The sequence below is a fragment of the Leptolyngbya sp. KIOST-1 genome, from assembly GCF_000763385.1.
Taxonomy (GTDB): Bacteria; Cyanobacteriota; Cyanobacteriia; order Phormidesmidales; family Phormidesmidaceae; genus Nodosilinea.
Map to the genome: position 1 here is coordinate 1315488 of NZ_JQFA01000004.1, position 24800 is coordinate 1340287.

A 24800-nucleotide genomic window follows, 5' to 3' on the forward strand; every position below is an offset into this window, starting at 1 on the left:
TGCCCAATGGCCCAGGCTCTCAGGCTTTCGCTCAATCCTCACCAAAGTCGATCGCCTCCAGCAGATCGGCCTTGGTTCCCTCCAGGCTGCCCCCCTGAATACTGGCCCGGTAACAGATGGGGGACAAATAGCCCTGAATCTGTTTTGCCTGGCAGGCCAGGTGCAGCTGGCTGAGACCCACCTGAGGATCGCTATCGTAGGTTTTCAAATAGTCGTCAAAGCCCAAAAAGGCCAGTCGGTACAGCAGTTCCTGGCTAAACTTGCCTTCAAAGTAGCCGCCGTGCACGTTGCGCTTGCCCAGCGCGTAGTCGAGGATGAGCAAGCAGTAGTCCCAGGGGGTGAGTACGGCCCGGCCCAGGGCGCGGGTCAACAGACCGGTTGGCTGAGCCGAGCAGGTATTGGTGCTGGGGTCGTAGCGAAAGTCCAGGTAGTTGGTGCAGTCAAAGTAGGTGAAAAAGTCGGCTACGGTGGCGCGATTGCTGCTGCGGGCGGTCTGCACCGTAAACAGCTCGGCCAGGGTGACCACCCCCTGCCCTTTAAACCGCTGGTAGGTCAAAAACAGGTGATCCATGACGTTGCTTTTGGCCTGGGCGATCGCCTCACCGATGGGCAGGGAGGGCGAAAAGTCGTTGTCCAGCGTGCTCAGGTTGAGCAGTCCGTAGTCGTTCTCGTCCCCAAACCTGTCTTTTAGCGCCACGGTGCCAAGGCGGGCGCCCCGCGCCTGGGTGCGGCTGGGGAAGGCGATATAGTTGGCGGCGGTGGAGGCGGTGCGCAGGGCCACATCCCCCTCGTTACTAAACAGGTACGATTCCGAAAAGCGCCGGAGGGACGAGGCCAAAAAGTTGGCCCGACTCGACACAATGGTGAGCACGGGAATGTCGGGGGAGGCCAGAATCAGCCGACCCAGGCTAAACACGTCGCCAATGTAGGAATCAGGCCGCTTCTCCACCGAGGCCGTGTCAAACACGTCGGAGAGAATTCGCACCACATTGGTGACCACAAACCCGCCCATGCTGTGGCCAATAAAGCTGAGTTTGACTTTATTCTGCGATCGCCGCTGCCAGTAGCCCCTGGCCTGGGCCATGGCCTGCCGCCGCGGCATCTGCCCATCGGTGGCTGGAAACATGTCCGCCGCCGTCCGTTCCAGCATCGCCATATCAATCTGGCGCAGCAGTTCAACCAGGTCTAGCACCCCAAAGTTGTCGGCCCGGTAGCTGTCGCGGAAGTACACCACCAGCCGCAGCACCACCAGCGCCAGTATCAAGATGCCCAGCACAAACAGCAGCACCAGCCCCAGGCTGAGTAGAAAACTCCACACCGACGGGCTGAAGGTAATCAGTTCTAAGAGCAGCAGCGCCAGGGCGGCCAGACCCCCCGTGACCAGCAAATCGCGGGGCAAAGGCGGCAGGGCGCTCAGCGCTTCGCCAATTTTTTGGGGTCTGCCGAGGGCGACATTTTCCGAAGGCCAGCGGTAGCCAACGAACACCTGGTTAGCCTGGGCGGCAATGGCGGGATCGTGGCGGTTGATGTACTTAAAAATGTTTTTGTACCAGGCTTCGACCCCGTCGAGACTGGTGTTGTAGCCGTGGACCGTAATCACCAACTCGGCGGTGCTCCCGGCAGTTGCCATTCGGCGGCAGAGATGGTCGGCAATCTCTTGGATGCCCTGCTCGGCCTGCTGCTGCAGCCGTTCGCTGCCTTCCTGGGCCTCTTCGATGCTGGGCGGGGCGCTACTCATGACAAAGTAGCCCGGAATTTTGCCCTCAACGCCGCTGCCATCGTCCATGTCGACAATGCGAGCCAGGCTCTCGTCGGCAAAGACAAACTTTCGAATAATAAACGGAAGCTGTTTCATAGATGCCCTGGAATCGAACGGGGATAGATGAGCGAGACTCGCCCCGGCCAGCTCGAGCGAGTAGCCGGGCTCGCACAGTAGCCTACAGCCCAGCTCCGCCAGTTTCCAAAATTGTTTCCAAAATTGTTTACAAAATAGTGGGCAAATATTGGTTTAGGCGTTCTGGGCCAGGCTGGGTACCGCCCCCAGCAGGGTCTGGCTGTAGGGGTGCTGGGGCGACTCAAACAGGGTTTGGGTGGGGGCCAACTCCACAATTCTGCCCTGCTGCATGACGGCAATGCGATCGCACATAAACCGGGCCACCCACAGGTCGTGGGTAATGAACAAGTAGGTGAGGTCAAACTCCCGCTTGAGGGCCAGCATCAGCTCCAGCACCTGGGTTTGCACCGTGGCGTCGAGCATGCTGACGGGTTCATCGCAGATCACGAGCTTGGGTTTGGTGATCAGGGCGCGGGCGATCGCCACCCGCTGCTGCTGCCCGCCCGAGAGGTCGCCCGGAAAGCGGTGGAAGTAGTCGCTGGTGGGGTAGAGGCTGACGCGGGCCAGCATCTCGTGGGCCTGTTTTTCGGCTTCGGCCACGGTGGACAGCCCGTGGATCAGCAGCGGGTCGACAATGCTTTTGCCCACGGTCATCATCGGGTTGAGGCAGGCGTGGGGGTCCTGAAACACCATTTGCAGGTGTCGCCGCTGCTGGCGCATGGCCCGGCGCGACAGGGTGGTGAGGTCGGTGCCGCCAAACTCCACATGCCCAGAGGTGGGCTTAACCAGCTGCAAAATCGTGCGCGACAGGGTGCTCTTGCCGCAGCCCGACTCGCCTACCAGCCCCAGTGCCTCGCCGGGGTAAATGTCCAGCGAAACGCCGTCCACGGCCCTGATCACCTTCGAGGCCGGGTTGCCCAACAGGCGCGCAAAGGGGTTGGACTCCAGCGCGTAGTGCTGGGTCACATCGGTCAGGCGCAGCAGCGGCACGGCGGCGGTGGCGGTGAAGGCTATGCCCTCCGCCTGCTGCAGCTGCAGGGCCGATTCAACCAGCGATCGCGTGTAGGCATCCTGTGGGTCTTGAAACACTGTGGCGGCGGTGCCCTCCTCCACTACCCGGCCCTGGTACATGACGGCGACGCGATCGCAGTACTCCGACACCAGGGACAGGTCGTGGGAGATCAGCACCAGGGCCGTACCCAACTCATCGCACAGCCGCGTCAGCTCGTTTAGAATCTGGGCCGATACCGTCACATCCAGGCTGGTGGTGGGCTCATCGGCCACAATTAGCCTGGGCTCCAGGAGCATCGCCAGGGCGATCGCCACCCGCTGGCGCATGCCGCCGCTAAACTCGTGGGGGTACTGGCCAAACCGGCTGGCGGGAATGTTGACCTTCTCCAGCACCGCGATCGCCCGCGCCTTCGCCTCCGCCTGCGAAACCCCAGGACGATGGGCGCGCAGCGTCTCTATGCAGTGGTCACCAATGGTCATCAGCGGGTTGAGCCGCGTCATCGGATCTTGAAACACCAGGGCGATCGCCTCCCCCCGGAACCGGCGCAGCCGCTGGGGAGTAAAGTCGAGCACCGACTCGCTGTTGAACCACACCCGCCCCTGGACCTCGCTCCCGGGGGGCAACAGCCGCAGCGCCGCCCGGCCCAGGGTGCTCTTGCCACAGCCCGACTCCCCCACCAGGCCAAGCTTTTCCCCCGCCGCCAGGGTCAGCGAAACCCGATCCACCGCCCGCTCGGCCTGGCCGGGGTAGGCGACCGAAAAGTTTTCGAGGGTGAGAAGCGAGTCTGGCATAGGGGTAGGGGGTGGATGGGTAGGAGGGTGGATGGGTGGAGAGTAAATAGTGGATCAGCGAGAGAAATGCAGGCCCGTAGAGACCAGATAAGAGGTCAAAAGCTTAAGTCAATGCGAACGACCCCATCCACCCATCCACTCGCTCACCCGCCTACCCACCCACTCACTGATCGACTCGTCGCATCAAATACGCCACGCCAAAATCCCCATTCGGGTGCTGCTCCAGCAGCTCAGCCAGCTCAAAGACGCGCTGGGCAATGTCCTCCCCCAGCTTGTCGATGGTGGCCAGCCGCTCCCGTTCGCCGTGCTCTAGCTCGCGCACCTGTCCCTGCCAGTCGGCGGAAAAAATGTAGTCGAGGTGGGCCTGCAAATCGAGCTGGCCCAGCACCTCCCATTCCCCCGCATCGCACCAGATGCCGTTGCAGTTGGGGCAGCGCTCCACATAAAAAGCCCCCTGCTTGAGGGTAATGCGGCCCCGCACCAGGTAGCTGCGGCAGTCGGGGCAGAGGGCCGCCCGGTTGTCCAGGGCGGCGGGGCGAAAAGAGGTGCTCAGCGACAGGGGCAGCACCGCTACGGTGACGGGGGCATCGGGGTCGACCTGCGATCGCTGCCAGGTGATGTAGTTTTCGGGCGGAATCCACGCGCCGCCACAGCTGGGACAGGCGTGAGCCGGTAGCCCCGGTGCCAGCTGACTGTCCTGAAGGTCAATATTGCCGTCCTTAGGGCACTGATACAACGTAGCTACTCTCCACCGCGATCGTCTGAGGGTCCATGAACCCTACTATTAAACCACCTGGGCCAGGGGATTAGGGCGTGTCATCAATACTGGCTGAAGCCCCTATGGCCGGAGCTTTGCCACGCCCGACCCCCAAAAGCGTCTAGGGTGTGTCATCGATCGCCTGATCCAGCGCCTCGCAAAAGCCCAGCAGCTGCTCCAGCTTTTCAATTAGCTGCCGCTGGCGCCGCTGCGTCGTGGCAGACTGGCGGGCCGCCCCCAAAAAGGCCACATCCATCGCCAGCAGCCTAAAAGTGCGATTCATTTCGGTAATCACCGGCTGGGCGATCGCTACCTCGTTGCCCAGGGGTAAAATCTGGTGCTGGAAATGCTGCTGAGCCAGCAAAAACTGCTCCTGCAATCGGTCACCGCTGGGGTTGGCGGTGCGGGCCAGATCGGCGAGGGCTTGCAGCTGCGATCGCAGATTTGACAGGGCAATTATCATATAGATATCCCTTCAAGGCATTGGCGAATGCCTTTGATAGCGATTTACCGCTGTCAAAGACAACTTGCTGATTCCCCCCTGGGGGGACAAATGTTAAGGTTAATACATAACACTCCATCTACTCGAAACTGGCCATAAGCATTTATTGCGCCCCGGTCAGAATAAGGGTTTTCCCCAGAGTTATGGTGTAGGTTATCTCTATCTAAACGTCCTGCTCTAGGGCAGGGGTGCCGCATTCTTTGGCAGAACACCTGTACGAGTTTTGCCAGGGGTTTAAGTTTAAATCTATCCACCTAACCTCAAGAACTTTTCGGTTCAGGTGGCAAATCGCCAAATCGAACGATTTCGTTCTTCGATTCCTGCTCAACCCTGAAATACAGAGGTCAACTGTTTGCCATCCAAGTTGGCCAATTTTGAGCTTATCCCTTTCCCTGAGAGGTCACTGGCATCCTTATGACTGCAACGGTTCATCCCCCCCTACCCGACGATTGTACCCTGCCCGGTTGGCTCGAAACCTGTGTGCTAACCCACCACGACGACCGCCAGGATGACCTTGCCCAGGACCCCAAAGACAAATCCAATAGCGTGCTGGTTTGCCAGGCGTTTGAGTTTGCCTACACCCTGCACAAGGGCCAGTACCGCGCCTCGGGCGAACCCTACATCTGCCACCCCATCGCGGTGGCCGGGCTGCTGCGCGACCTGGGCGGCGACAGCGCCATGATCGCCTCCGGCTTTCTCCACGACATCGTCGAAGACACCGAGATCACCCCCGAAGAACTGGAAGCCCATTTTGGCAACGAAGTGCGCCAGCTGGTGGAAGGGGTGACCAAGCTGTCCAAGTTCAACTTCGAGAGCAAAACCGAGCGTCAGGCCGAAAACTTTCGCCGCATGTTCCTGGCTATGGCCCAGGACATTCGGGTGATTGTGGTGAAGCTGGCCGATCGCCTCCACAACATGCGTACCCTGGAGCACCTCAGCGGCGAAAAACGCCGTCGCATTGCCCGCGAGACCATGGAGATCTTTGCACCCCTGGCCAACCGTCTGGGGATTGGGCGCTTCAAGTGGGAACTGGAGGATCTCTCCTTTAAGTATTTGGAGCCCGACGCCTACCGGCAAATGCAGCGCCACATCACCGAAAAGCGGGTCGACCGCGAGGCGCGGCTGGTGCAGGTGGCCGAAACCCTGCGCCAGCGCATGCACCAGTCCGAGATCCAGGTAGTGGATGTTAGCAGCCGTCCCAAGCACCTGTACGGCATCTACCGCAAAATGGAGCGGCAGCAGAAGGACTTCAGCGAAATCTACGACATCGCCGCCATTCGCCTGATCGTGGGCACCAACGAAGAGTGCTACCGCGCCCTGGCCATCGTCCACGATGCCTTTCGCCCGGTGCCGGGTCGCTTCAAAGACTACATCGGTCTGCCCAAGCCCAACCGCTATCAGTCGCTGCATACGGTAGTGATTGGTCCCAAGGGCAAGCCCATCGAGGTGCAGATTCGCACCCTGGAAATGCACCATGTGGCCGAGTACGGTATCGCCGCCCACTGGAAGTACAAGGAAACCGGTGCCTCCACCAACACCCGCATTAACGCTGACGACGAGAAGTTCACCTGGCTCAGGCAGCTGCTGGAGTGGCAAAACGACCTCAAGGACGCTCAGGAATTCCTCGAAAACGTCAAGGGCAATCTGTTTGATGAAGATGTCTACGTGTTTACCCCCGACGGGGACGTGGTGCCGCTCAGCCGGGGGGCCACGCCGGTTGACTTTGCCTACCGTATCCACACCGAGGTGGGCAACCACTGCGCCGGGGCCAGGGTGAATGGCCGCATCGTCACCCTCGATACGCCCCTGGTCAACGGCGACATTGTCGAAATCATCACCCAGAAGAACAGCCACCCCAGCCTTGACTGGCTCAACTTTGTCGTCACCCCCAGCGCCCGCAACCGGATTCGGCAGTGGTACAAGCGATCGCACCGCGACGAAAACATTGCCCGGGGTCGTGACCTGCTGGAAAAAGAGCTGGGCCGCAGTGGCTTCGATGCCCTGCTGAAGTCAGAGCCAGCCCAGATGGCGGCCGAGCGCTGCAATTACCCCAGTGTGGACGACCTGCTGGCCGGGCTGGGCTACGGCGAGGTCACCCTCAACCTGTTCGTCAACCGCCTGCGGGAGGCGATCAAGACCAAACAGCCCCTGGAGGTGCTGTCACCGGAGGCCTCGCTACAGGACTCTGATCAGTTTCTGGCTGGGGCCGTCACCAGTCCCCACCGCCACCGCCCCACCCCCTCCAAGGACCCGATTCTCGGCATTGAGGGGCTGATGCACCACATTGCCGGCTGCTGTAACCCCCTGCCCGGAGAGCCGATCATGGGCAGTGTGTCCCTGGGCAGCCGGGGCATCGCCATTCACCGCCAGGGCTGTCCCAACCTGGCCGATATTCCGGGCGATCGCATCATCCCGGTCAGCTGGAACCCCGGCGAGCTGAACGGGTCTCGCCAGACCTACCCCGTAGAGGTGCGGATTGAGGTGATCGATCGCGTCGGCGTGCTGAAGGACATTCTGTCCCACCTGTCGGACTTGCAAATCAACGTCCACAAGGCCCAGGTCAAAACCTTCCCCGGCCAGACCGCCGAAATTGACCTGGGACTGGATGTCAAAGACCACGCCCACCTCGATCAAACCTTTGTGCAGATCCGCAAGATGACCGACGTGCTCAAAATTCGCCGCATGAGCCACAGCGGCTGAGGCAAAGGGGGATACCCTGGCTAGTCAGTTGGCATCCTAAACCAGGAGGGATGTCCCCAAAGCCGTGGAATAATGGGAGTCTGCCTCGACGACAACAGCACAGTGGCCCAGGACTATGGCGCAGAGAACGGCTCATCCCGCTAAACGAGTGGGCGTAATTGGCGGAGGTCAGCTGGCCTGGATGATGGGTCCAGCGGCGCAGAAGCTGGGTCTGGAGCTGGTGGTGCAGACCCCCAGAGATACCGATCCGGCCGTGGCGATCGCCCAGGCCACCGTTTTTGCCTCCGTCGCCGATGCCGCCGCCACGGCTACTCTGGCCGCCCAGTGCGATGTGATCACCTTTGAAAACGAGTTTATCGATCGCCAGGGGCTACAGTCTCTGGCCGACGGCGGCACGGTCTTTTGCCCCGGCCTGGATCTGCTCAGCCTGGTGCTGGACAAGCGCCACCAGCGGGAGTTCTTTGCCCAAATTGGCCTGCCCAACCCCCGCTTTGCCTGCTTAGACGCCGACGCCAGCGACGCCGACCTCCTGGCCAAGGCCGAAGCTATCGGCTTTCCGCTGGTGATGAAAACCCGACGCCTCGGCTACGACGGCCAGGGCACCACCGTTGTGCAAACCCCCTCTGACCTCAGCGCCACCTGGGCCAGGTTTAACCACGCCCCCGTGCTGCTGGAGGAGTTTGTGCCCTTCAAGCAGGAGCTGGCCATTATGGTTGCCCGATCGGCCCAGGGCAACGTCGCCGTCTACCCCACCGTCGAGACCCAGCAGGTGAACCAGATCTGCCGTCGGGTCTTTGCCCCGGCCAGGGTGAGAGCCGGGGTCAGTAGCCGCATGGAGGGCATCGCCCGCACCCTGGCCGAGGAGCTGGATCTGGTGGGCATCCTCGGCATTGAGTGTTTCTTGACCGAGAGCGATCGCATCTTGATCAACGAAATTGCCCCCCGCACCCACAACTCCGGCCACTACACCCTCGATGCCTGCGAAACCTCGCAGTTTGAGCAGCAGCTGCGGGCGGTCAGCGATCGCCCCCTCGGCCCCACCGCCCTCACCTGCCCCCAGGCGGTGATGGTCAACCTGCTGGGCCTGGAGGAAGACGAAGCCACCCACCACCAACGCCTTGAGGCTCTCAAACAGCTACCCAACGCTACCCTCTACTGGTACACCAAAGGGTTGCGTCCCGGTCGCAAGCTGGGCCACATCACCCAACGGCTTGGTCCTAGGGATGACCCCGCCGCCGCCGCCGCCGCGATCGAAACCCTCTGGTACGGGACATAACGCACCCCCTCACTCCTTCACCCCCCCACCCCTTCACCCTCTCCATGCCCTACACCCTGGACCAGCTCAACGCCATGACCGAGGCAGACTTCGTCGTCGCGCTCGGCCCCGCCTTTGAAGACACCCCAGCGATCGCCGCCCAGGTTTGGCCCCAGCGCCCCTTTTCCTCGGTGGCCGACCTGCACCAGCGCATGGTTCATATTGTGCAGGCCATGGCACCAGCAGATCAGCTGGCGCTGATCCGAGCGCACCCCGACCTCGGCACTCGGGTGGCCATGGCCGAAGCCTCCGTGGCCGAACAAACCAAAGCCGGTCTCAGCAACCTGAGCCCAGAGGAATACCACCAATTCCAAACCCTCAACCAGCAGTACAAAGGTCAGTTTGGCTTTCCCTTCATCCTGGCCGTAGCAGGGCATACTAAGACAACGGTCTTAGAAAACTTCATCAAAAGATTACGCAATTCTTCGGATGTGGAAGTAACCACTGCGCTACGTGAAATTGAGAAGATTGCCCTTTTTCGGCTTGAGGCCTGGATTCTCTCCAAGTAGCGGCTCAATTGCCCAAGCTGTCAATACAACAACTTTATAAAGCGGTTAGGCCAGAGGCTATTTATTAAAATTTTGTTTCCTACGTACGTATAGGTGTTGGTTTTTAAAGTTGGCCATGATACGTTAGGCACAAAATTAATTAATTTGAAGAAGGAGCAACTTAAGATTCACCGTTTATCCAAACCCAGGCCTGGGTTTGCGCCCATGCCTAGGGGTGGTTTGACGGCCTATTTGGCCAAACTGCCTATCGATTCTGCCAGGATCCACCAGTTTGGAAACGTTCGAGGCTTAACGACTTGAAGTTCTTTCCGGCTCATTCGATCGGTATGACGTGAAGAACGACTGTCTAGCTCATTGAATAGTATCCAAACCCAGTTTAAAAAATGGTTTTGTGAACAGCATTTAACATCCATATTGGCCATGGCTATTGAGTGCCGCTGCTGAGCCATTGTGTTTACTTTATCCACCTCATCCAGGGTAAAACCTCAAAAATTTAATCCGTGAGTTTTAAATATCACCATTTACAGGGTTGCATCATGATGCGATTGGGTGGGGGTTTAGCCAGTGCTACTACAACTACCGATTGTTGGAGTTGATATGACATTTATAACCAACCAAAGCATTTCTCCCAGTTTTCATGTTTTAACTAGCACAAAGTTTGATTTCAAGCACTTTGTTGAGCGGGCCGCACTAGGGCAGGGACCCCGTCATGTCGTTTGGCAACTCAAAGAGAGACTTAATGCTCAAATTCATCAACCCGATTTTGAGGATGATAGTTCAGTTACCATCATAGATAAATGGCTGGCTAAGATCATCGGCAGACCTCAGCAGTGGACTTTGGCAAGGCAAATTTTAGCCCAGTCTGGACCGGGTGATATTATCTACTGCTGTGGTGAGGACGCGGGACTACCACTGGTTATCCAGGCTGTGCTTAAAAGAAAACGTCCATATTTAGTTATGAATGTGATGTGTCCTGAACGCTGGCGGCCTCGGTTGCTGCTCAAGGGGTTACAACTCCATCGTCTCGTTCATACCTTTACGGTTAATACGACCCTTAAGGCTAAAACGATGGAAAGTATGCTCAAGCTGCCTGAGGATAGGGTGGTGTGCTTGGCTGAGCAAACCGATCGACAGTTCTTCTACCCTGAATCCGGCACCATTCAAAAGCGTCGCCCTCTGATCGCGAGTGCTGGTCTGGAACAGCGGGACTATGTGACGTTGGCCAATGCCTTGCAGGACTTAGATCTCGATATTAAGGTCTGCGCCGTTTCGCCCAATGCCACCTCCAAAACTCGGTGCCGAATTCCAGAGCAACTGCCTCAAAATATGGAAATGCGGTACTTCGATTGGGTCGAGTTGCGCGATCTGTATCGCAGCGCAGACATAACGGTCATTAGCTTAATCGACAACACCTATTCTGCTGGGTTGACGGTTTTGATGGAAGCTATGGCCTGCTGTAGACCGATTGTGATTACCAAAACAACAGGCTTGGCCACCGAGATGGCAGATAAAGGCCTGGTTTGGGGAGTACAGCCTGATTCTCCTGATCAGATGAGAGCAACCGTGGAATACATCCTGACTCACCCCGAGGAGGCTAGCGCCAGAGCAGAGGCCGCCTACCGATACTTCCTGGAAAACCATACCAGCGAGTACCACATTGAGCAGATCGTTCAGCTCCTACAGCGAGTAGCGAGTAGCGTGACGGCAGATGCGCCTGTGAAGGTAGGGATGAAGCCGGTTTAATCGTTGTTTAAGATTCAACGACTTATAATTCAACGACATATCGCCCCTGGAAATTGATCAGGCGGTACGGAGGGTACGCAACCGGTTGATGGCGGCGGCTAGCTCTAAGCCGCGAAAATTAACCAGGTCGCCCATAGGCCATTCGGTCAAACAGTCAAGACCATGCTGCGCAATATCAACCATAACGGCTTCGATCGCCTCGCTTAGAGGGGTCGTTGCTGTGAGGTAGTATCGCTGGGCATAGACGATCGCCGCCGCGATCGCCCGCACCTGTCCAGTTTCCACCAGTTGTTCCACCGCCGACAGATCAATGGCCTCGGTGCCAATCTGGAGTTGCTCCACGTCGCGCGCCTGCAGCTTGACGCTGTGGCGGCCCTGGCTGGGGTCAATGCTGTCGGGTTGTACGGTGCGTGGGGAAATGGCCCCAAAGGACTGACCCCCCTCGCGATCGCGCTCTGTTTTAAGTTCAGCCGCAATGGTTTTGGCCCGCTCGGTGACATCCTGGGGCACAAACTCGTCGAGGGCAATCACCGTATCGGCCACGTCAAAGTAGTCACCGCTGCCGCCCATCACCAGCACCGTGGAGATGTTGTAGTCGCTGTAGAGCTGCTGCACCTTGTCTACAAAGGGGGTGATCGGCTCGCGATCTTTGGCGATTAGCGCCTGCATGCGGCGATCGCGAATCATGAAGTTGGTCGCCGAGGTGTCCTCATCCACTAGCAGCGCTGTCGCCCCGGCCTCAATCGCCTCGATAATGTTGGCGGCCTGGGAGGTGCTGCCGCTGGCGTTCGGGGTGGAAAAGGTCTGGGTCGATTTGCCCTGGGGCAGGCTGCCAATAAAGGGCGCAATATTGACGCCGGCAATGCTGCGGCCATCCTCGGCCCGCACCTTCACCGCCGCCGGGTCCGTCACCACCTGGTGCCGTCCGTCACCGGGCACGTGGTTGTATACCCCCGCCTCGATCGCTCGCAGCAGGGTCGATTTGCCGTGGTAGCCGCCCCCCACAATCAGCGTGATCCCACAGGGCACCCCCATGCCGGTGATGGCTCCGGCGTGGGGACAGGTGAGCGTCACCCGCAGCGAGTCCGGGGACTTGAAGGGGACCGCCTGATCCGCCAGGGGGCACTCATCCACACCACTGCGCCGGGGCAAAATCGCGCCGTCGGCGACGAAGGCGACCAGGTGGTGGTGGGAGAGCTGCGATCGCAGCGCTTCGGCGTCCTCGGCGGTATTGACATGGTGCTCCAGCTGGGCGGCGTCCAGCGCCCCGTAGACCAGCGTCTGCCGCACCAGGGCCGGCACCGTACCGCACAACAGGTCCGCTGCCTGCCGTCCCGCAATCCGCCGTCCAAAGGCGGGCAGGCCCACGGTAAAGCGCAGCTCTACAGCCCCTGCCGTTACCCTGGCGGCGCTGCGGTTGAGGATCGCCTGACTGGGCCGCACAATGCCCACCAACCCGCTTTTGCCCGAGCCCGAAGTCCGCTGGCTGCCCTGGGCGGCCCGATGAAACTCGCGGGTCAGATAGTCCGACAGGGCGATCGCCCGGCAGGGCAGCTCCCAAAGCCGGTTGGGAAACCCCGCTACCGCCTGGGGCACCACCACCCGCACCCGACTGGGGGCCGCAAAGGGGTCGCCCTGCACATGGTCGATGTGCAGGGTAAAGTCCTCAAAGGTGTACTTTCCCTTCAGCGACTTGTAGGCTCCATAGCCCTGGCCATCCAGGCGGTGGAGCTGATCGTAAAGAATCTCTTGGGTGGCCATAGCGCAGCGTAATTTACCCCTCAGCTACTCTACACCCACGCAGCCTCTCACCTTCACCACCGCCACTGCCAGGTCCATCGCCGCCACCATACTGCTGGGGTCGGCAATTCCCTGTCCGGCAATGTCAAAAGCAGTGCCGTGGTCGGGTGAGGTGCGCACAAAGGGCAACCCCACAGTGGTGTTCACGGCTCGGTCAAAGGCCATCAGCTTCACCGGAATCAGGCCCTGGTCGTGGTAAAGGGCCAGGTAGGCATCGTAGGCTGTCTCGGTGGCGCGCTCCTCGGTGCCAAACCAGGCCTGCCCTGGGCGCACCCACAGGGTATCGGGGGGAATGGGGCCAGCAATTTCCACCTGGGGGTAGCGCTGGCGCTGGCGCTCCAGCCAGGGGATCAGCCAGTCTACTTCTTCGCGGCCCAGCTGGCCGCCCTCGCCGCTGTGGGGGTTGAGTCCGGCCACGGCAATGCGAGGCTGACTCAAGCCAAAGTCCTGCTTCAGGCTGTGAATCAGCAGATCGAGCTTTTGGGTGAGTAACTCTGGCGACAGGGCGGCGGGTACCTGGCGCAGGGGAATATGGGTGGTGGCCAGCAGGGCGCGCAGCCACCAGCCGGTGTGGGGCGACCGGGCCACAAAGGCCATCCCAAAGCGATCGCACCCGGCCCCCTCCGCCAGCAGCTCGGTCTGTCCAGGGTAGTGGTGCCCAGCGGCCTTCCAGGCCGACTTGGCAATTGGTCCGGTGACGATCGCATCGTACTGGCCCGCAACGGCTCCCGCGATCGCCATCTTGAGATAGGCAAAGCTGGCGGCCCCGGTGGCGGCGGCGGCCTGGCCAAAGGTCACTCGCTCCAGGGGCAGGGGCGGCGGCATGTCAACCAGGGGCAGGGCGTCCAGGTCGGGGATGGGGCCACCGTAGGTGGATTGCTGGAGGGCCTGGTGGGTCTGTTCGAGCAGCGATCGCGTGCCCAGTAGGGCAATGTCTGCGATCGCGGCCCAATCCTTTGCCCCCAGCGCCTTTAGCACCACCTCTGGCCCAATCCCCGCCGGGTCGCCCAGGGTGATTGCCAGCCGGGGGCGCAGCGGCAGCTGGTTCAACATCGAAGTCGCAGGGGTGGTCATAGGCGCAGGGGGTGGTCCCAAACTGGTCTAAAATAAGGGCGGCCAGGGGTTACGTCAACCGCTGGTGGGCCGGGCAACTGGCCCTGTTACTGCCTGATTACTATAGTGCTGTGGAAGGAGAGCGTATGGGCGGCGAAATTTTTAGTACGGCGATCACAATTTTTACCCTCACCCTGGTGGGCCTGGGCATTGGCTTTCTAATGCTGCGGGTACAGGGCGGCGAGGAGTAGATTTTGTCGCCGGGGGTGTATCCGGGGGAGCCATCTGATATTCTGAAAGGAAGTTAACTTTTGTATCATTTCCCTCATGAAAGTATTGGTCGTTGGCGCTACCGGCACCCTTGGCAGGCAAATTGCCCGCCGTGCCCTGGACGAAGGGCATGAGGTTCGTTGCCTAGTCAGAAGCGCTCAACGAGCGGCTTTTCTGCGGGAGTGGGGGGTAGAACTGGTGCGGGGTAACCTCTCCAGGCCAGAAACCCTGCCCCCCGCCCTTGAGGGCATTGAGGCCGTTATCGATGCCGCCACCGCCCGCCCGTCGGAGTCGGTGATGGATGTGGACTGGCACGGCAAAGTCAATTTAATCAAGGCCTGCCGCGACGCTGGCATTCAGCGATTCATCTTTTTCTCAATTCTTAACTCCGAAAAGTTTCCCCATGTGCCGCTGATGAACGTCAAGCGCTGCACCGAGAAATTTCTGGCCGAGTCGGGGCTCAACTACACCATTCTTCAGCCCTGTGGCTTTCTGCAGGGCCTGATTGGCCAGTACGCCATTCCCATTCTCGAAAAACAGCCGATCTGGGTGATGGGAGAAGCGGCCCCGATCGCCTACATGGATACCCAGGACATTGCCCGGTTCGCCGTCAAGGCGCTGTCTATCCCTGCGACAGAGAACCGCAGCTTTCCGCTGGCGGGCACCCGTGCCTGGGGTGCCTACGAAATCATGCGCCTGTGCGAGCGCAAGTGCGGTCAGGAGGCCAGGGTTTCGCGCATTTCCCTGGATCTGTTGCGGGCGATTCGCAAGGTGGCGCAGTTCTTTCAGTGGGGCTGGAATTTTGCCGACCGTCTCGCCTTTGTGGAGGTGGTCGCCGGCAGCCAGCCCCTCGATGCTCCCATGGACGAGGTTTACCAGGTGTTTGATATTCCCAAAGAGGAGATCACCACCCTGGAAGACTACATGCAGGAGTACTTCAGCCGGATAATGAAAAAGCTGAAGGAACTGGACTACGACAGCGACAAGGCCAACAAGAAGAAGCTGCCGTTCTAGGGGCTGTCTCATCCAGAAGATGTTGGGGGTGCACGGTGCAAGGTATACGGTGCAAGGCAGAACTGCAAACCGTATACCGTAAACCCTCTTCTTACAATTAATTGGACTCGGTTACTTAAACGCTCGCAAGCGCAAAAGTGGGCCAGAGGCTCTGCCCCTGACCCTGCCTTAGCCGGTGGCCTGGCCCAACCTAACCAGCCAGATAGGCCTTCAGGTCGTGGCGGGCGTAGCGCAGCTTTTTAATCGCGTCGCGCTCGATCTGGCGCACTCGCTCGCGGCTGACGTTGAGCTGCTGGCCCACTTTGGAGAGCGACAGCCCCTCCCCGGTGCCGAGGCCAAACCGCAGCACCAGCACCTCTCGCTGCTGCGGGGTGAGGCGATCGAGAATGCGGAAGATATCTTGTTGGAGGCTGTTTTGGGCGGCGTAGTCCTCAGGCGATCGCCCCTGGTCGTCTTCCAGCATGTCGGCCAGTTCGGTGTCGCCCTTGTCGCCTACCATGGCGTTGAGCGACATCGGCTGCTGCGACTGGGACAGAAACTGGCGCACCTGGGTAATGGGCATCTCCAGATGGTTGGCCACCTCTTCCAGGGTGGCGGTGCGGCCCAGTTCCTGGGCCAGGTGGCGCTGGGCCCGCTTGATTTTGGTCAGCTTTTCAAAAATGTGGATGGGCAGGCGAATGGCGCGGCTTTTCTCGGCGATCGCCCGGGTGACCGCCTGCCGAATCCACCAGTAGGCGTAGGTCGAAAAACGAAAACCCTTGGTGGGGTCAAACTTCTCTACGCCTCGCTGCAGCCCCAGGGTGCCTTCCTGAACCAGATCCATCAGGTCCAGGTTGCGCTTAGTGTACTTTTTCGCGATCGAAACCACCAGTCGCAGGTTGGCCTCCACCATGCGGCGGCGGGCGGCCTCACCCAGCTCCAGCTGCTCCTGCAGGTCGTTCACAGACAGGTCAGCGGCATCGGCCCAGTCTTCGGCTGAGGGGTCGTGACCGAGGGTTTTGGCGAGTTTGGCTGCGATCGCGTTGAGCTGGTTCAGCCGCTGCACCCGTTTGCCCAGCGAAATTTCTTCGTCACGGGTGAGTCGGGGAATGCGGCCAATTTCCTTCAGGTATGCCTGAACGGAGTTACTGGAGGTAGAAAGAGCTTGAGCCATGGGAACATCACTAGCGGCAGTCGACTTAGATGCCACTATGACAAGGTCCGGCCTCCCATGCCTCTACCCTGAGGGGGGGCTAAAGATTTCCTTAAGGGGTGCAGTTGGTGCCATCGTACTGGACTTGCACCGGCAGCCAGTGGGCCTGGGGGTTTGGCATTGGTCCAGTTTGGGGTGCGAAGGTGCGCTGTAGCACCAGCTCCAGGGCCTTTTCATCCAGCACGGTGTAGCCCGTACTGTCGAGCAGCACGGGGGCTTTTACCAGGGCTCCGGAGGCCGACACAATCACCCCCACCAGGCCCTCGGCGGGGGGCGGCACCAGGCAGGTATTGATCGGGTAGGGAACCTGAAGGGGAGCCAGTTTTTGACCCAGGACGGGGATGTCGCGATCGCTGAGCCCCTGGCTTTCGGTTTCTAACCACTGGGGCACAACGGCCACATGGAAATTGATGTCGTCACTGCTGAGCGATTTGGCCTGCTGGTTGAACTGGTACTGGGCCGGGTCGCGCAGGCGATCGTCGAGGGTGGCTGGCAGGGGCTCGGAGGGGACCGGCTCCAGGGCGACTGGCTCCGGGGTGGCAGGGGGCGTTGGCTGGGGCTGGGGCACGGCTGGAGCCGGCTGAACAGTGCGTGCCGCTGCCTGGGGGGAAGCGGGAGCGGGTGCCGCTGGGGCAGCTGCCGCAGAAGCAGGTGCCGCAGGAGTAGTCACCTCCTCGGCTTCAGGGGCAGACGGGGCGGGCAGCCGCACGACATCAATCACTGCCGCAGGATCGATTGCCGCCAACTCGTCCTGGGGCTCTGGCGAAGACGCAGGCATGGGCATACCCAGCAGCAGGCCGTGCATCCCAATCGAAACCAGCGCCAGCAGGCCCCCCCCGGACCACCGGAGCGCGCGCTTACCCGCCCTGAGTTTGAGAGGAAATGCCATGGTCATACCCGTTGCTCCGCAATCGTGATGTCAGCGTTCCAGTTTTTGCTGTTCCAGTTCTTGCCGTTCTAAAGGTGGCACATCTTGCAAACCGCGTTACTGATGAACAGACAGTTTTTATACTGTCGTTATTTGCCGTTACCCTAGGGGCTGTCATCAATTAGCTGCTAAGCGCTAAAAATTAAGGGTTACAGCCCCTAGCCTGGCGTTTGGGTCGGGCGTGGCAAAGTTTGATATACCGAACTTTTAGCCACAATTGATGACACGCCCTAGGGCTGTCGAGGCTTGTCACAAAAAGGCTTAAATCAATGCGGCGAGAAGACTTGACCCTATTGTCGGCAGGCCTGTTGCTGGTGCTCACTACCCTGCTCTTGATTATTTTGGAGCCCCGTCTGTCCCCCCCTGATCCCACCTCTAACCTGACTACCGTGTCCACCCAGCTCTTGACCGATCCGTTTTTGCAGTACCCCACCCCTGGCGCAGTGCGAGTGGTGTGGTTTACCGAGTTTGAAGGCCAAAACCACCAGGTCCGGTGGGGGTCGCCCGACCAATCCCCCGACGCTAACTTACCCAACCAGGCCCCGGCACTCACCACCCAGCTGACCCGCACCCGCGAGGACGCCCAGTCCCGGATCGACCATCCCAACTTTGCTGATCTCCAGCAGACGGTGCCACGGCCCATCTGGCGGCACGAAGCCACCGTGACGGGGCTGCCGCCGGGGCAACGGGTGCCCTACCGGGTCGCCAGCACCGGCCCGGACGGTACAGTGGCGGAAAGCCGGGTGTTTACGTTAGCTGGAGCCCCCATCCCTGGCCAGCCACTCCAGATCCTACTCACCTCCGACCACCAAAACATGCCCATGACCGCCGCCAATCTGCAAAAGGTGGCCGAAACCCTGGGCCGGGTAGATGCAGTGTTTTTTGCGGGCGATCTGGTCAACATTCCCGATCGCGCCTCCGAATGGTTTGACGACAGCCGGGGCTGCGGGTTTTTCCCCTGTTTGCAGGGCAATACCAGCTACGCCCTGGAGCGCAACGGTCGCACGGTGAGCTATCGGGGGGGCGAAATTATCCAGCACGCGCCGCTGTTTCCCGCCCTGGGCAACCACGAGGTGATGGGGCGCTTTGCCGCCACTGCGCCCCTGGGGGAGCAGTTCAACCAGCCCATTCCCCGGTCGGCGGCAGTCGGCCTGTACGAGGCCAATGCCGACCTGTTTAACCCCAGCGGCGACCCTGAACTGCGCCGCCAGTGGATCATCGACAATTCCTTCAACAGCGAGACCTACGAGGCCCTGTTTAGCCTGCCAAAAACCCAGGTGCCGAACCCCGATCGCCCTGAGACCACCAGCCGTTACTACGCCATTACCCTGGGCGATGTGCGACTGGTGTCGCTCTACGTCACCCAGATCTGGCGACCCTTCAATGTGAGCGCCACGGTGCGGGGGCGCTACCAGGAGCGCGAAGCCGACCTGAACACCCCGCAAAACTGGGGCTACGGTCAGCACATCTTTGAGCCCATCGAGCGGGGCAGTTTGCAGTACCAGTGGCTGGAGCGGGAACTGGCCAGCGACGCCTTTCGCCAGGCCAGATACAAAGTGGTGATGCTGCACCACCCGCCCCACACCCTGGGCGACAACATTGTGCCCCCGTTTACTACCCCGATGCCCCGCTACGATCGCGATGGGGCGGGCCGCCTTACCGCCGTACGCTACGAGTATCCCCGCGCCGACGACCACATTGCCCGCGACCTGGTGCCGCTGCTGGAGCAGGCTGGGGTAGACCTGGTTTTCTACGGCCACTCGCACCTGTGGAATCGGTTTGTGTCGCCCCAGGGCACCCACTACCTGGAAACCTCAAACGTCGGCAACTCCTACGGAGCCTTCTGGAAAGATGCGGCCCGTCCGGTACCGCCTCAGACCCTGGAGGGTTCGGCGGTGACCTACCCCCCCACCGACTACATCGCCCAGGGCGACCCCAACGGCCTGGAACCCGTGGTGCCCACCCTGGTCCCCCTGCGCGACGACAGCGGCAACCCGCAGCCCTACATCGCCAGCAATGACATCACCGTCTTTAGCGTGTTTGATACCGGGGCAGGTACCGTCAGCAGCTATTACTTCGACACGCGATCGCCCGGCTCTGCGGTGGTGAAGTTCGACGAGTTCGCCGTGGGCCGATGAGGCTCAGGACCGCTCCCGATAGGGTTCGGTGGCCAAAAAATGGCCAATCAGATACAGCGATCCGCACAGCACCCTGAGCGGGCTGGGGCTTTGGCCCAGGGCCAGCAGTCCGTCGCGGAGGGAAGGGTGGATCTGACAGTGGGCTAGTTCTGGACAGAGCGATCGCGCGATCGCCCCTAGCTCCTCAGGCGCTGCCGTTTCGTGGCCCGGCACGGGCACCAGGTGCAGGGTGTCGTCCGGGCGCAGCAGAGCGGCAAAAATATCGCCGTGGTCCTTGGTAGCCAGCATGCCCATCAGCCACGCCGTCGGCTGCGGGTTGAGCTGGCTGGCCCACCAGCTATCTACGTACTGGCGCAGCACTCCGGCGGCGGCGGGGTTGTGGGCTCCGTCGATCAGCAGTGGGTAGGCTGGCTGGCCCCACTGCACCCACTGCAGGCGGCCGGGCCAGCGGGCCTGGCCCATGCCCGTGGCGATCGCCTCGTCAGAGATATCCCAGCCCTGGTGGCGCAGGCTCTGGAGGGCCGCGATCGCCAGGGCCGAATTCACCCGCTGATGCTCCCCCAGCAGCACCAGCGGATAGGTAATCCCATCTTCAGCGGAGCCGTAGCGGACCAGGCCGGGGCCTGCGGATACCGCCGGGGCAGGCCACACCGCCGGGCAGCCCAGATCGGCCAGGCGCGCCTTCACCACCGCCTCTGCCGCCGGGGGCAGAGGGCCAATAATTGCGGGTCGGCCTGGCTTGAGCACCCCCGCCTTTTCAAAGGCGATATCGGCCAGGGTAGGGCCCAGCCGCTGCCAGTGCTCCCGACTCAGGGAGGTAATCACGCTGACCAGGGGCGCATTCACTACGTTAGTGGCATCGAGCCGTCCCCCCAGCCCTACCTCCATTACCACTACATCGACGCCAGTCTCGGCAAAGTGCAGCCAGGCGGCGGCGGTCAACACCTCAAACTGGGTTGGCGAGGGCAACGCCGGGTCGATGGCGGCCACCACCTGGTGCAGCCGCTGAATTAGCGCTTCGGAGCGAATTGGCAGGTCGTTCACCGCAATTCGCTCTCGCCAGCTCACCAGGTGGGGCGAGGTGTAGCGCCCCACCCGGTAGCCCGCCGCCTTCAGCACCGCCGACAGGTAGGCGCACACCGACCCCTTGCCGTTGGTCCCCGCCACGTGCACCAGCGGCACCTGGTCCTGGGGGTTGTCCAGGGCCGCCAGCAACCGCTGAATGCGCTCCAGGCCCAGCTCTACCCCAAAGCGTCCGAAGGGGTCGAGCAACGCCTGAATCTGCCGATCTGGCCCTGCTTCGGGGGGCTGATCCTGGGGAGGCTCATAATCTGGAGGTTGCGTCACGGCCATCGATTATCTTCCTGGGGAAAGCGTTTACCAAAAGGGGATCAGATCTGCGATCGCCTCCAGAGTTGTCTGGCAGCAGCAAACCACATCGCCGTCGCCAGAGAGGCCAGCACCTAACCCACCTCCACAAAGCATTAGCTATACCCGATACCCGACACCTAACGCCTGACATCTGACACCCTAGCCAAAGTGGTTACACCTCCGCCAACCGATACTAGCAGCAACAAAACTCCCCACAAAAAAGGCGCAGCATTCGGCTGCGCCTGAGCTTGAGTTGTCACCTATCGGTACAGCCAGGCAAGCTACACGGCCTCGGTGTTTTTCTCCCCGGTTCGGATACGCACAATCTCATCGACGGGGCTGACAAAGATTTTGCCATCGCCAATTTCACCCGTGCGGGCGGCGGAAATAATCTTGTCGACCACAATGTCCACCTGGGCCTCTTCAACCACAATCTCAATCTTGAGCTTTTGCAAAAACTCTACGGTGTACTCAGAGCCGCGGTAGCGCTCGGTTTGCCCTTTCTGGCGACCAAAGCCGCGCACCTCTGAAACGGTCATGCCGACGATACCCGCATTGACCAGGGCAATTTTGACCTCATCGAGCTTAAAGGGGCGAATGATGGCTTCTATTTTTTTCATAGATCAAACAAGGTGCTTCAGCGATTTTTGTTTAGCTTCGGTCTATGTTTATCGGGCTTGCCCCCTAGAATACTGCATCACTCGCTACAAAAGTGGAGGAGAGCAGGCGGCAGCCAGGGTGACAGCAGCCCTAGAGCGCATTTCAAGCCCTAGCGAGCGTTGTTCAGCAGCGGCTTCATGATCAAAAAGCCGGCCCCAAAGGCGCTGACCACAATGAGCAAAATGGTGGCCGCCAACCACAGTCCACTCAGATCTTTGGGGCGCTGGCTCAGCTGCCCGGGGCGGTTGGGGTCGATGCGCTCTTCGGTGTAGTAGCGCTGGGGCATCGGGGCAGGAGGGCGTTGGGGGGGCTTCTTCGCGGCTTTTTTAGCCTTGGGCTTCTTCACCATCTGGGTCAACTGGGTGGCCAGGGTGGAGACCCCCTCGCCCACCGACTCAGACAGCCGCTCGGGCAAAGACACCGACGGTTCCTCATCCATCGGCGCGGGGGCCATGGGCATGGGGTAGGTGGGGGCGATCGCCTGGGCTTCCAGGTTGACAGGCCCGCTGGCAGCCACCTCCAGGGGCTGGGGCTGGCTCACCTCGATCGCTTGCTTGAGGCGGGCCGCCGAGTCGGCAAAGCGAATCATCTCCTGGCGCAGCACCTGATTTTGCTGATTCAGCTGCTGATTTTGGTGGGTGAGCGAATCGACCATAGCCTGGGTCGCCCGCAGCTCTGTGGCCAGCTCACGGTACACCGAAATGGGCACCGAAGGAGCCTGCCGACCGCCCTGGGGGGCCTCCGGGGCAACGGTCCCTGGATACGTAGATTCGGAAGAAAAAGGTACGTTCATGATGACGGTAGAAGGGGCGTTGGAGAGTAAAAACAAGGCTGAAATTTGGTCTGCCCAAGGGTAGTTCAAATTTCAGCGCGTGCACCAGCTTTGGTCAAAAAAGTTTTGTCGCCAGGTCAGTGGGGCTGGTTACGACCGACGCAGGGCGATGGGAGGCTGACAAAACCTACCACAGACCGCACCAAGACCAAAGCTGGCCTATAGTTTACGTGTATTATCGAAGATCCGCTACTGTCTCACCCGCAGACGCTAGGTCCAGACTCGATCCAGCAACAGGTGGACGAGTACTCGGTTGAAGAGAGCGCAAATGAAGAGAGCGCAAATGAAGAGAGCGCAAATGAAGAGAGCGCAAATGAAGAGAGCGCAAATGAAGAGAGCGCAAAAGAGGTTATCTTTTTTTGAAAATCCTGGTTAGCAATCCTGGATCTGGCGTTGACCGCGGCTACCCCGTAGCCAGGGCGGCGGCGATCGCCCCACTGTCTGCCACAAACCCAAAGCACTGGTTGACGTTGTATACCGTGGCCTGGGCGCAGTAGTCGGGGGACGTGGTGGCGCTGCAGTCCCGCAGCAAAATACAGTCGTAGCCAAGGAAATTGGCGTCCTGCAGGGTGGCCATGACACACTGGTCCACATTCACCCCGGCAAACAGCAGGGTGGTTTTACCGAGATTGCGCAGAATGCTATCCAGGGGCGTGTCCCAAAAGCCGCTCATGCGGTACTTATCGACCCAAATGTCCTGGGGCTGAGCCTCTAGTTCATCCACCACCGCCGCGGCCCAACTGCCCTTAGTCAGCACCGGGGCACCGTTGGCCGGCAGGGGGTCACCCAGGCCAACCCCGGTCCCGCTGGGGTTGTAGACGTGCCGCAGCCCGGCGCTGATGTTGAGCAGATCAGGCCGATTGCCCCAGTTCACCCACACCACCGGCACCTGGGCCGATCGCAGCTGGGGCAGCAGGGTTTGCAGCGGCGGAATCGCCCGCCGAGCCGGGGCGACATCGACCCCAATGCTGGCCAGCCAGCCGTCGGGGTGGCAAAAGTCGTTCTGCATGTCAATTACCAGACAGGCGGTTTTGCTGAGGTCAAACCGGACCTGCTTGGTATCGGTGGTGAGGTTGGCCAACCGGGGCTGGAGTTCCTGGCGACTGATGTCGGCGGCTTGTTCGTTGACCCACCAGGCGTTGGGGGGAGTACCGAGGGGCCGCAGGTTGGAGCTATCCATGGCGAGATATCTAAGGCTGACCTGACTGGCTACCGCAGCTGGAGGGCAATCAGCGCCAGCCCAGTGGTCACGGCATAGGCCACCGCTACCACCTGAGTCTCTGACCAACCCGACAGCTCAAAGTGGTGGTGCAGGGGGGCCATTTTGAAGAAGCGCTTGCCCACGCCATCGGGGCCTTTGGTGGCCTTAAAGTAGGCGACCTGAATAATTACCGACAGGGTTTCGGCAAAGAACAGCAGGGTGAGCACCAGCAGGGCAAACAGATTGCCGCTGAGAATGCCGACAGCCCCGAGAGCCGCGCCGAGGGCCAGGGACCCCGTATCGCCCATAAAGACCCGGGCAGGATTGTGGTTGTGCAGCAAAAAGCCTAGACAGGCCCCGGCCATGGCGGCACAGAAGACCATCAGGTCGGGATGGGTGGGGGCCACAATGGCGGCCAGGCCCATAAATGCGATCGCGCCCGTGCCGCCCATCAGGCCGTCTAGACCGTCGGTGAGGTTGGTGGCATTGCTCTCGGCCACCAGCACAAACCCAGCCAGGGGCCAGAACAGGAAGCCCAGGGGCAGGCCCAAACCCAGCGGCAGGGCAACGGTGGTGAGCCCGACGGGCTGACTGCTGAGCACCCACAGGCAGAAGATCACCGCCAGGGCAATTTGCAGCACCAGCTTGGTGCGGGGGGAAATACCTTTATTAGAGCGACGCTGAATCACCTGCCAGTCGTCGACCCAGCCGATGGCCCCGTAGGCCAGGGTGAGCAACGAGACCGCCACCGCGTCCGGGGCAAAACCAGTTCCCAACAGGGCTACCAGCACTGCAACCGGCACAAAGAAGGCACCACCCATGGTGGGTGTACCCGCTTTCTTCAGGTGGCCCTGGGGGCCTTCCTGGCGAATAAACTGGCCGGTTTTGAGTGCCCGCAGCAGGGGCACCGCCGAAAACCCGACCAGACTGCTGATCAGGGCCGCGATTAGAAACGGCACTGCGATCGATGCCCCCAGACTCACCGGATTGCCCAAAAAGCCATCGACGGTGACGGCGGCGGCACTCAGCCCCAAACCCAGCAGCCAAAATAATGTCTGGCCGTTTAGCGACAGCCGCTTCGATGCTAAAAACTTCGCATCCACGAACGATTCCTCAATTGCGTCACGCCTCACACCACAGGAAGTCTACTGGATGATCTTCCAATTGACTACGCCCGG

At 60.6% G+C, this 24800-nt stretch carries 20 protein-coding genes; 7 read left to right on the forward strand and 13 right to left on the reverse strand.

Annotation, left to right across the window (positions count from 1 at the left end; genetic code table 11):
• Positions 1–31: 31 nt before the first annotated feature.
• From NF78_RS22955 to patD, 4 genes are all read right to left on the reverse strand, one after another.
• The gene (locus NF78_RS22955; RefSeq protein WP_035991963.1) at positions 32–1855 is read right to left on the reverse strand and encodes an alpha/beta hydrolase; all 1824 of its coding nucleotides are present in this window, start codon (positions 1853–1855) and stop codon (positions 32–34) included.
• Between the two features lie 153 nt (positions 1856–2008).
• Entirely contained in the window at positions 2009–3637 is a 1629-nt protein-coding gene (locus NF78_RS22960) for a dipeptide ABC transporter ATP-binding protein (protein WP_035991965.1), read from the reverse strand.
• Between the two features lie 163 nt (positions 3638–3800).
• Complete coding sequence (locus NF78_RS22965) at positions 3801–4373, reverse strand: zf-TFIIB domain-containing protein (protein WP_035991967.1); 573 nt, start codon at positions 4371–4373, stop codon at positions 3801–3803.
• A 142-nt stretch (positions 4374–4515) separates the two neighbouring features.
• Entirely contained in the window at positions 4516–4857 is a 342-nt protein-coding gene (gene patD / locus NF78_RS22970) for a heterocyst frequency control protein PatD (protein ID WP_052050855.1), read from the reverse strand.
• Between the two features lie 453 nt (positions 4858–5310).
• Between patD and NF78_RS22975 the strand changes: the two genes are divergently transcribed.
• The 4 genes from NF78_RS22975 (at position 5311) to NF78_RS22990 (ending at position 11163) form a co-directional block, all read left to right on the forward strand.
• Complete coding sequence (locus NF78_RS22975) at positions 5311–7596, forward strand: RelA/SpoT family protein (RefSeq protein ID WP_035991969.1); 2286 nt, start codon at positions 5311–5313, stop codon at positions 7594–7596.
• A gap of 115 nt (positions 7597–7711) precedes the next feature.
• Positions 7712–8872: a 5-(carboxyamino)imidazole ribonucleotide synthase gene (locus tag NF78_RS22980; protein WP_035991971.1), complete on the forward strand. Its 1161-nt coding sequence runs from the start codon at positions 7712–7714 to the stop codon at positions 8870–8872.
• Positions 8873–8916: 44 nt separating this feature from the next.
• The gene (gene uraD / locus NF78_RS22985; RefSeq protein ID WP_035991973.1) at positions 8917–9420 is read left to right on the forward strand and encodes a 2-oxo-4-hydroxy-4-carboxy-5-ureidoimidazoline decarboxylase; all 504 of its coding nucleotides are present in this window, start codon (positions 8917–8919) and stop codon (positions 9418–9420) included.
• Positions 9421–10017: 597 nt separating this feature from the next.
• On the forward strand, positions 10018–11163 hold the full coding sequence (locus tag NF78_RS22990; protein ID WP_052050856.1) for a glycosyltransferase: 1146 nt from the start codon (positions 10018–10020) through the stop codon (positions 11161–11163).
• A 57-nt stretch (positions 11164–11220) separates the two neighbouring features.
• On the opposite strand, the gene NF78_RS22995 is transcribed toward NF78_RS22990, so the two are convergent.
• Both NF78_RS22995 and pdxA read right to left on the reverse strand, forming a co-directional pair.
• Positions 11221–12924 (reverse strand): ABC-ATPase domain-containing protein, encoded by a 1704-nt coding sequence (locus NF78_RS22995; protein ID WP_035991974.1) that lies wholly within the window; start codon positions 12922–12924, stop codon positions 11221–11223.
• A 24-nt stretch (positions 12925–12948) separates the two neighbouring features.
• Positions 12949–14037, reverse strand: a complete 1089-nt coding sequence (pdxA, locus tag NF78_RS23000) for a 4-hydroxythreonine-4-phosphate dehydrogenase PdxA (protein WP_225885401.1) — start codon at positions 14035–14037, stop codon at positions 12949–12951.
• Between the two features lie 110 nt (positions 14038–14147).
• Between pdxA and NF78_RS23005 the strand changes: the two genes are divergently transcribed.
• The gene (locus NF78_RS23005) at positions 14148–14267 is read left to right on the forward strand and encodes a PetM family cytochrome b6-f complex subunit 7 (protein ID WP_318655504.1); all 120 of its coding nucleotides are present in this window, start codon (positions 14148–14150) and stop codon (positions 14265–14267) included.
• A 76-nt stretch (positions 14268–14343) separates the two neighbouring features.
• The gene (locus NF78_RS23010; protein WP_035991980.1) at positions 14344–15300 is read left to right on the forward strand and encodes an SDR family oxidoreductase; all 957 of its coding nucleotides are present in this window, start codon (positions 14344–14346) and stop codon (positions 15298–15300) included.
• A gap of 190 nt (positions 15301–15490) precedes the next feature.
• Here the strand turns inward: NF78_RS23010 and NF78_RS23015 are convergent, their stop codons facing one another.
• Complete coding sequence (locus tag NF78_RS23015; RefSeq protein WP_035991983.1) at positions 15491–16453, reverse strand: RpoD/SigA family RNA polymerase sigma factor; 963 nt, start codon at positions 16451–16453, stop codon at positions 15491–15493.
• A gap of 91 nt (positions 16454–16544) precedes the next feature.
• Positions 16545–17381 carry a hypothetical protein gene (locus NF78_RS23020; RefSeq protein ID WP_156119929.1) on the reverse strand — a complete coding sequence of 279 codons (837 nt, stop codon included), beginning with the start codon at positions 17379–17381 and terminating at the stop codon, positions 16545–16547.
• 308 nt (positions 17382–17689) lie between these two features.
• On the opposite strand from NF78_RS23020, the gene NF78_RS23025 reads away from it, so the two are divergent.
• Positions 17690–19558 carry a metallophosphoesterase family protein gene (locus NF78_RS23025; RefSeq protein WP_035991988.1) on the forward strand — a complete coding sequence of 623 codons (1869 nt, stop codon included), beginning with the start codon at positions 17690–17692 and terminating at the stop codon, positions 19556–19558.
• A 3-nt stretch (positions 19559–19561) separates the two neighbouring features.
• On the opposite strand, the gene NF78_RS23030 is transcribed toward NF78_RS23025, so the two are convergent.
• The 5 genes from NF78_RS23030 to mraY form a co-directional block, all read right to left on the reverse strand.
• Positions 19562–20911, reverse strand: coding sequence for a bifunctional folylpolyglutamate synthase/dihydrofolate synthase (locus tag NF78_RS23030; RefSeq protein ID WP_081972854.1), 1350 nt, complete (start codon positions 20909–20911; stop codon positions 19562–19564).
• 299 nt (positions 20912–21210) lie between these two features.
• On the reverse strand, positions 21211–21549 hold the full coding sequence (locus NF78_RS23035; RefSeq protein ID WP_017297513.1) for a P-II family nitrogen regulator: 339 nt from the start codon (positions 21547–21549) through the stop codon (positions 21211–21213).
• A 149-nt stretch (positions 21550–21698) separates the two neighbouring features.
• The gene (locus NF78_RS23040) at positions 21699–22382 is read right to left on the reverse strand and encodes a hypothetical protein (protein ID WP_156119930.1); all 684 of its coding nucleotides are present in this window, start codon (positions 22380–22382) and stop codon (positions 21699–21701) included.
• Positions 22383–22824: 442 nt separating this feature from the next.
• Positions 22825–23601 carry a cysteine hydrolase family protein gene (locus NF78_RS23045; RefSeq protein WP_035991993.1) on the reverse strand — a complete coding sequence of 259 codons (777 nt, stop codon included), beginning with the start codon at positions 23599–23601 and terminating at the stop codon, positions 22825–22827.
• 29 nt (positions 23602–23630) lie between these two features.
• A complete protein-coding gene (gene mraY, locus NF78_RS23050) occupies positions 23631–24725 on the reverse strand; it encodes a phospho-N-acetylmuramoyl-pentapeptide-transferase (protein ID WP_035991994.1) in 1095 nt (364 codons plus the stop codon).
• Positions 24726–24800: the final 75 nt, after the last annotated feature.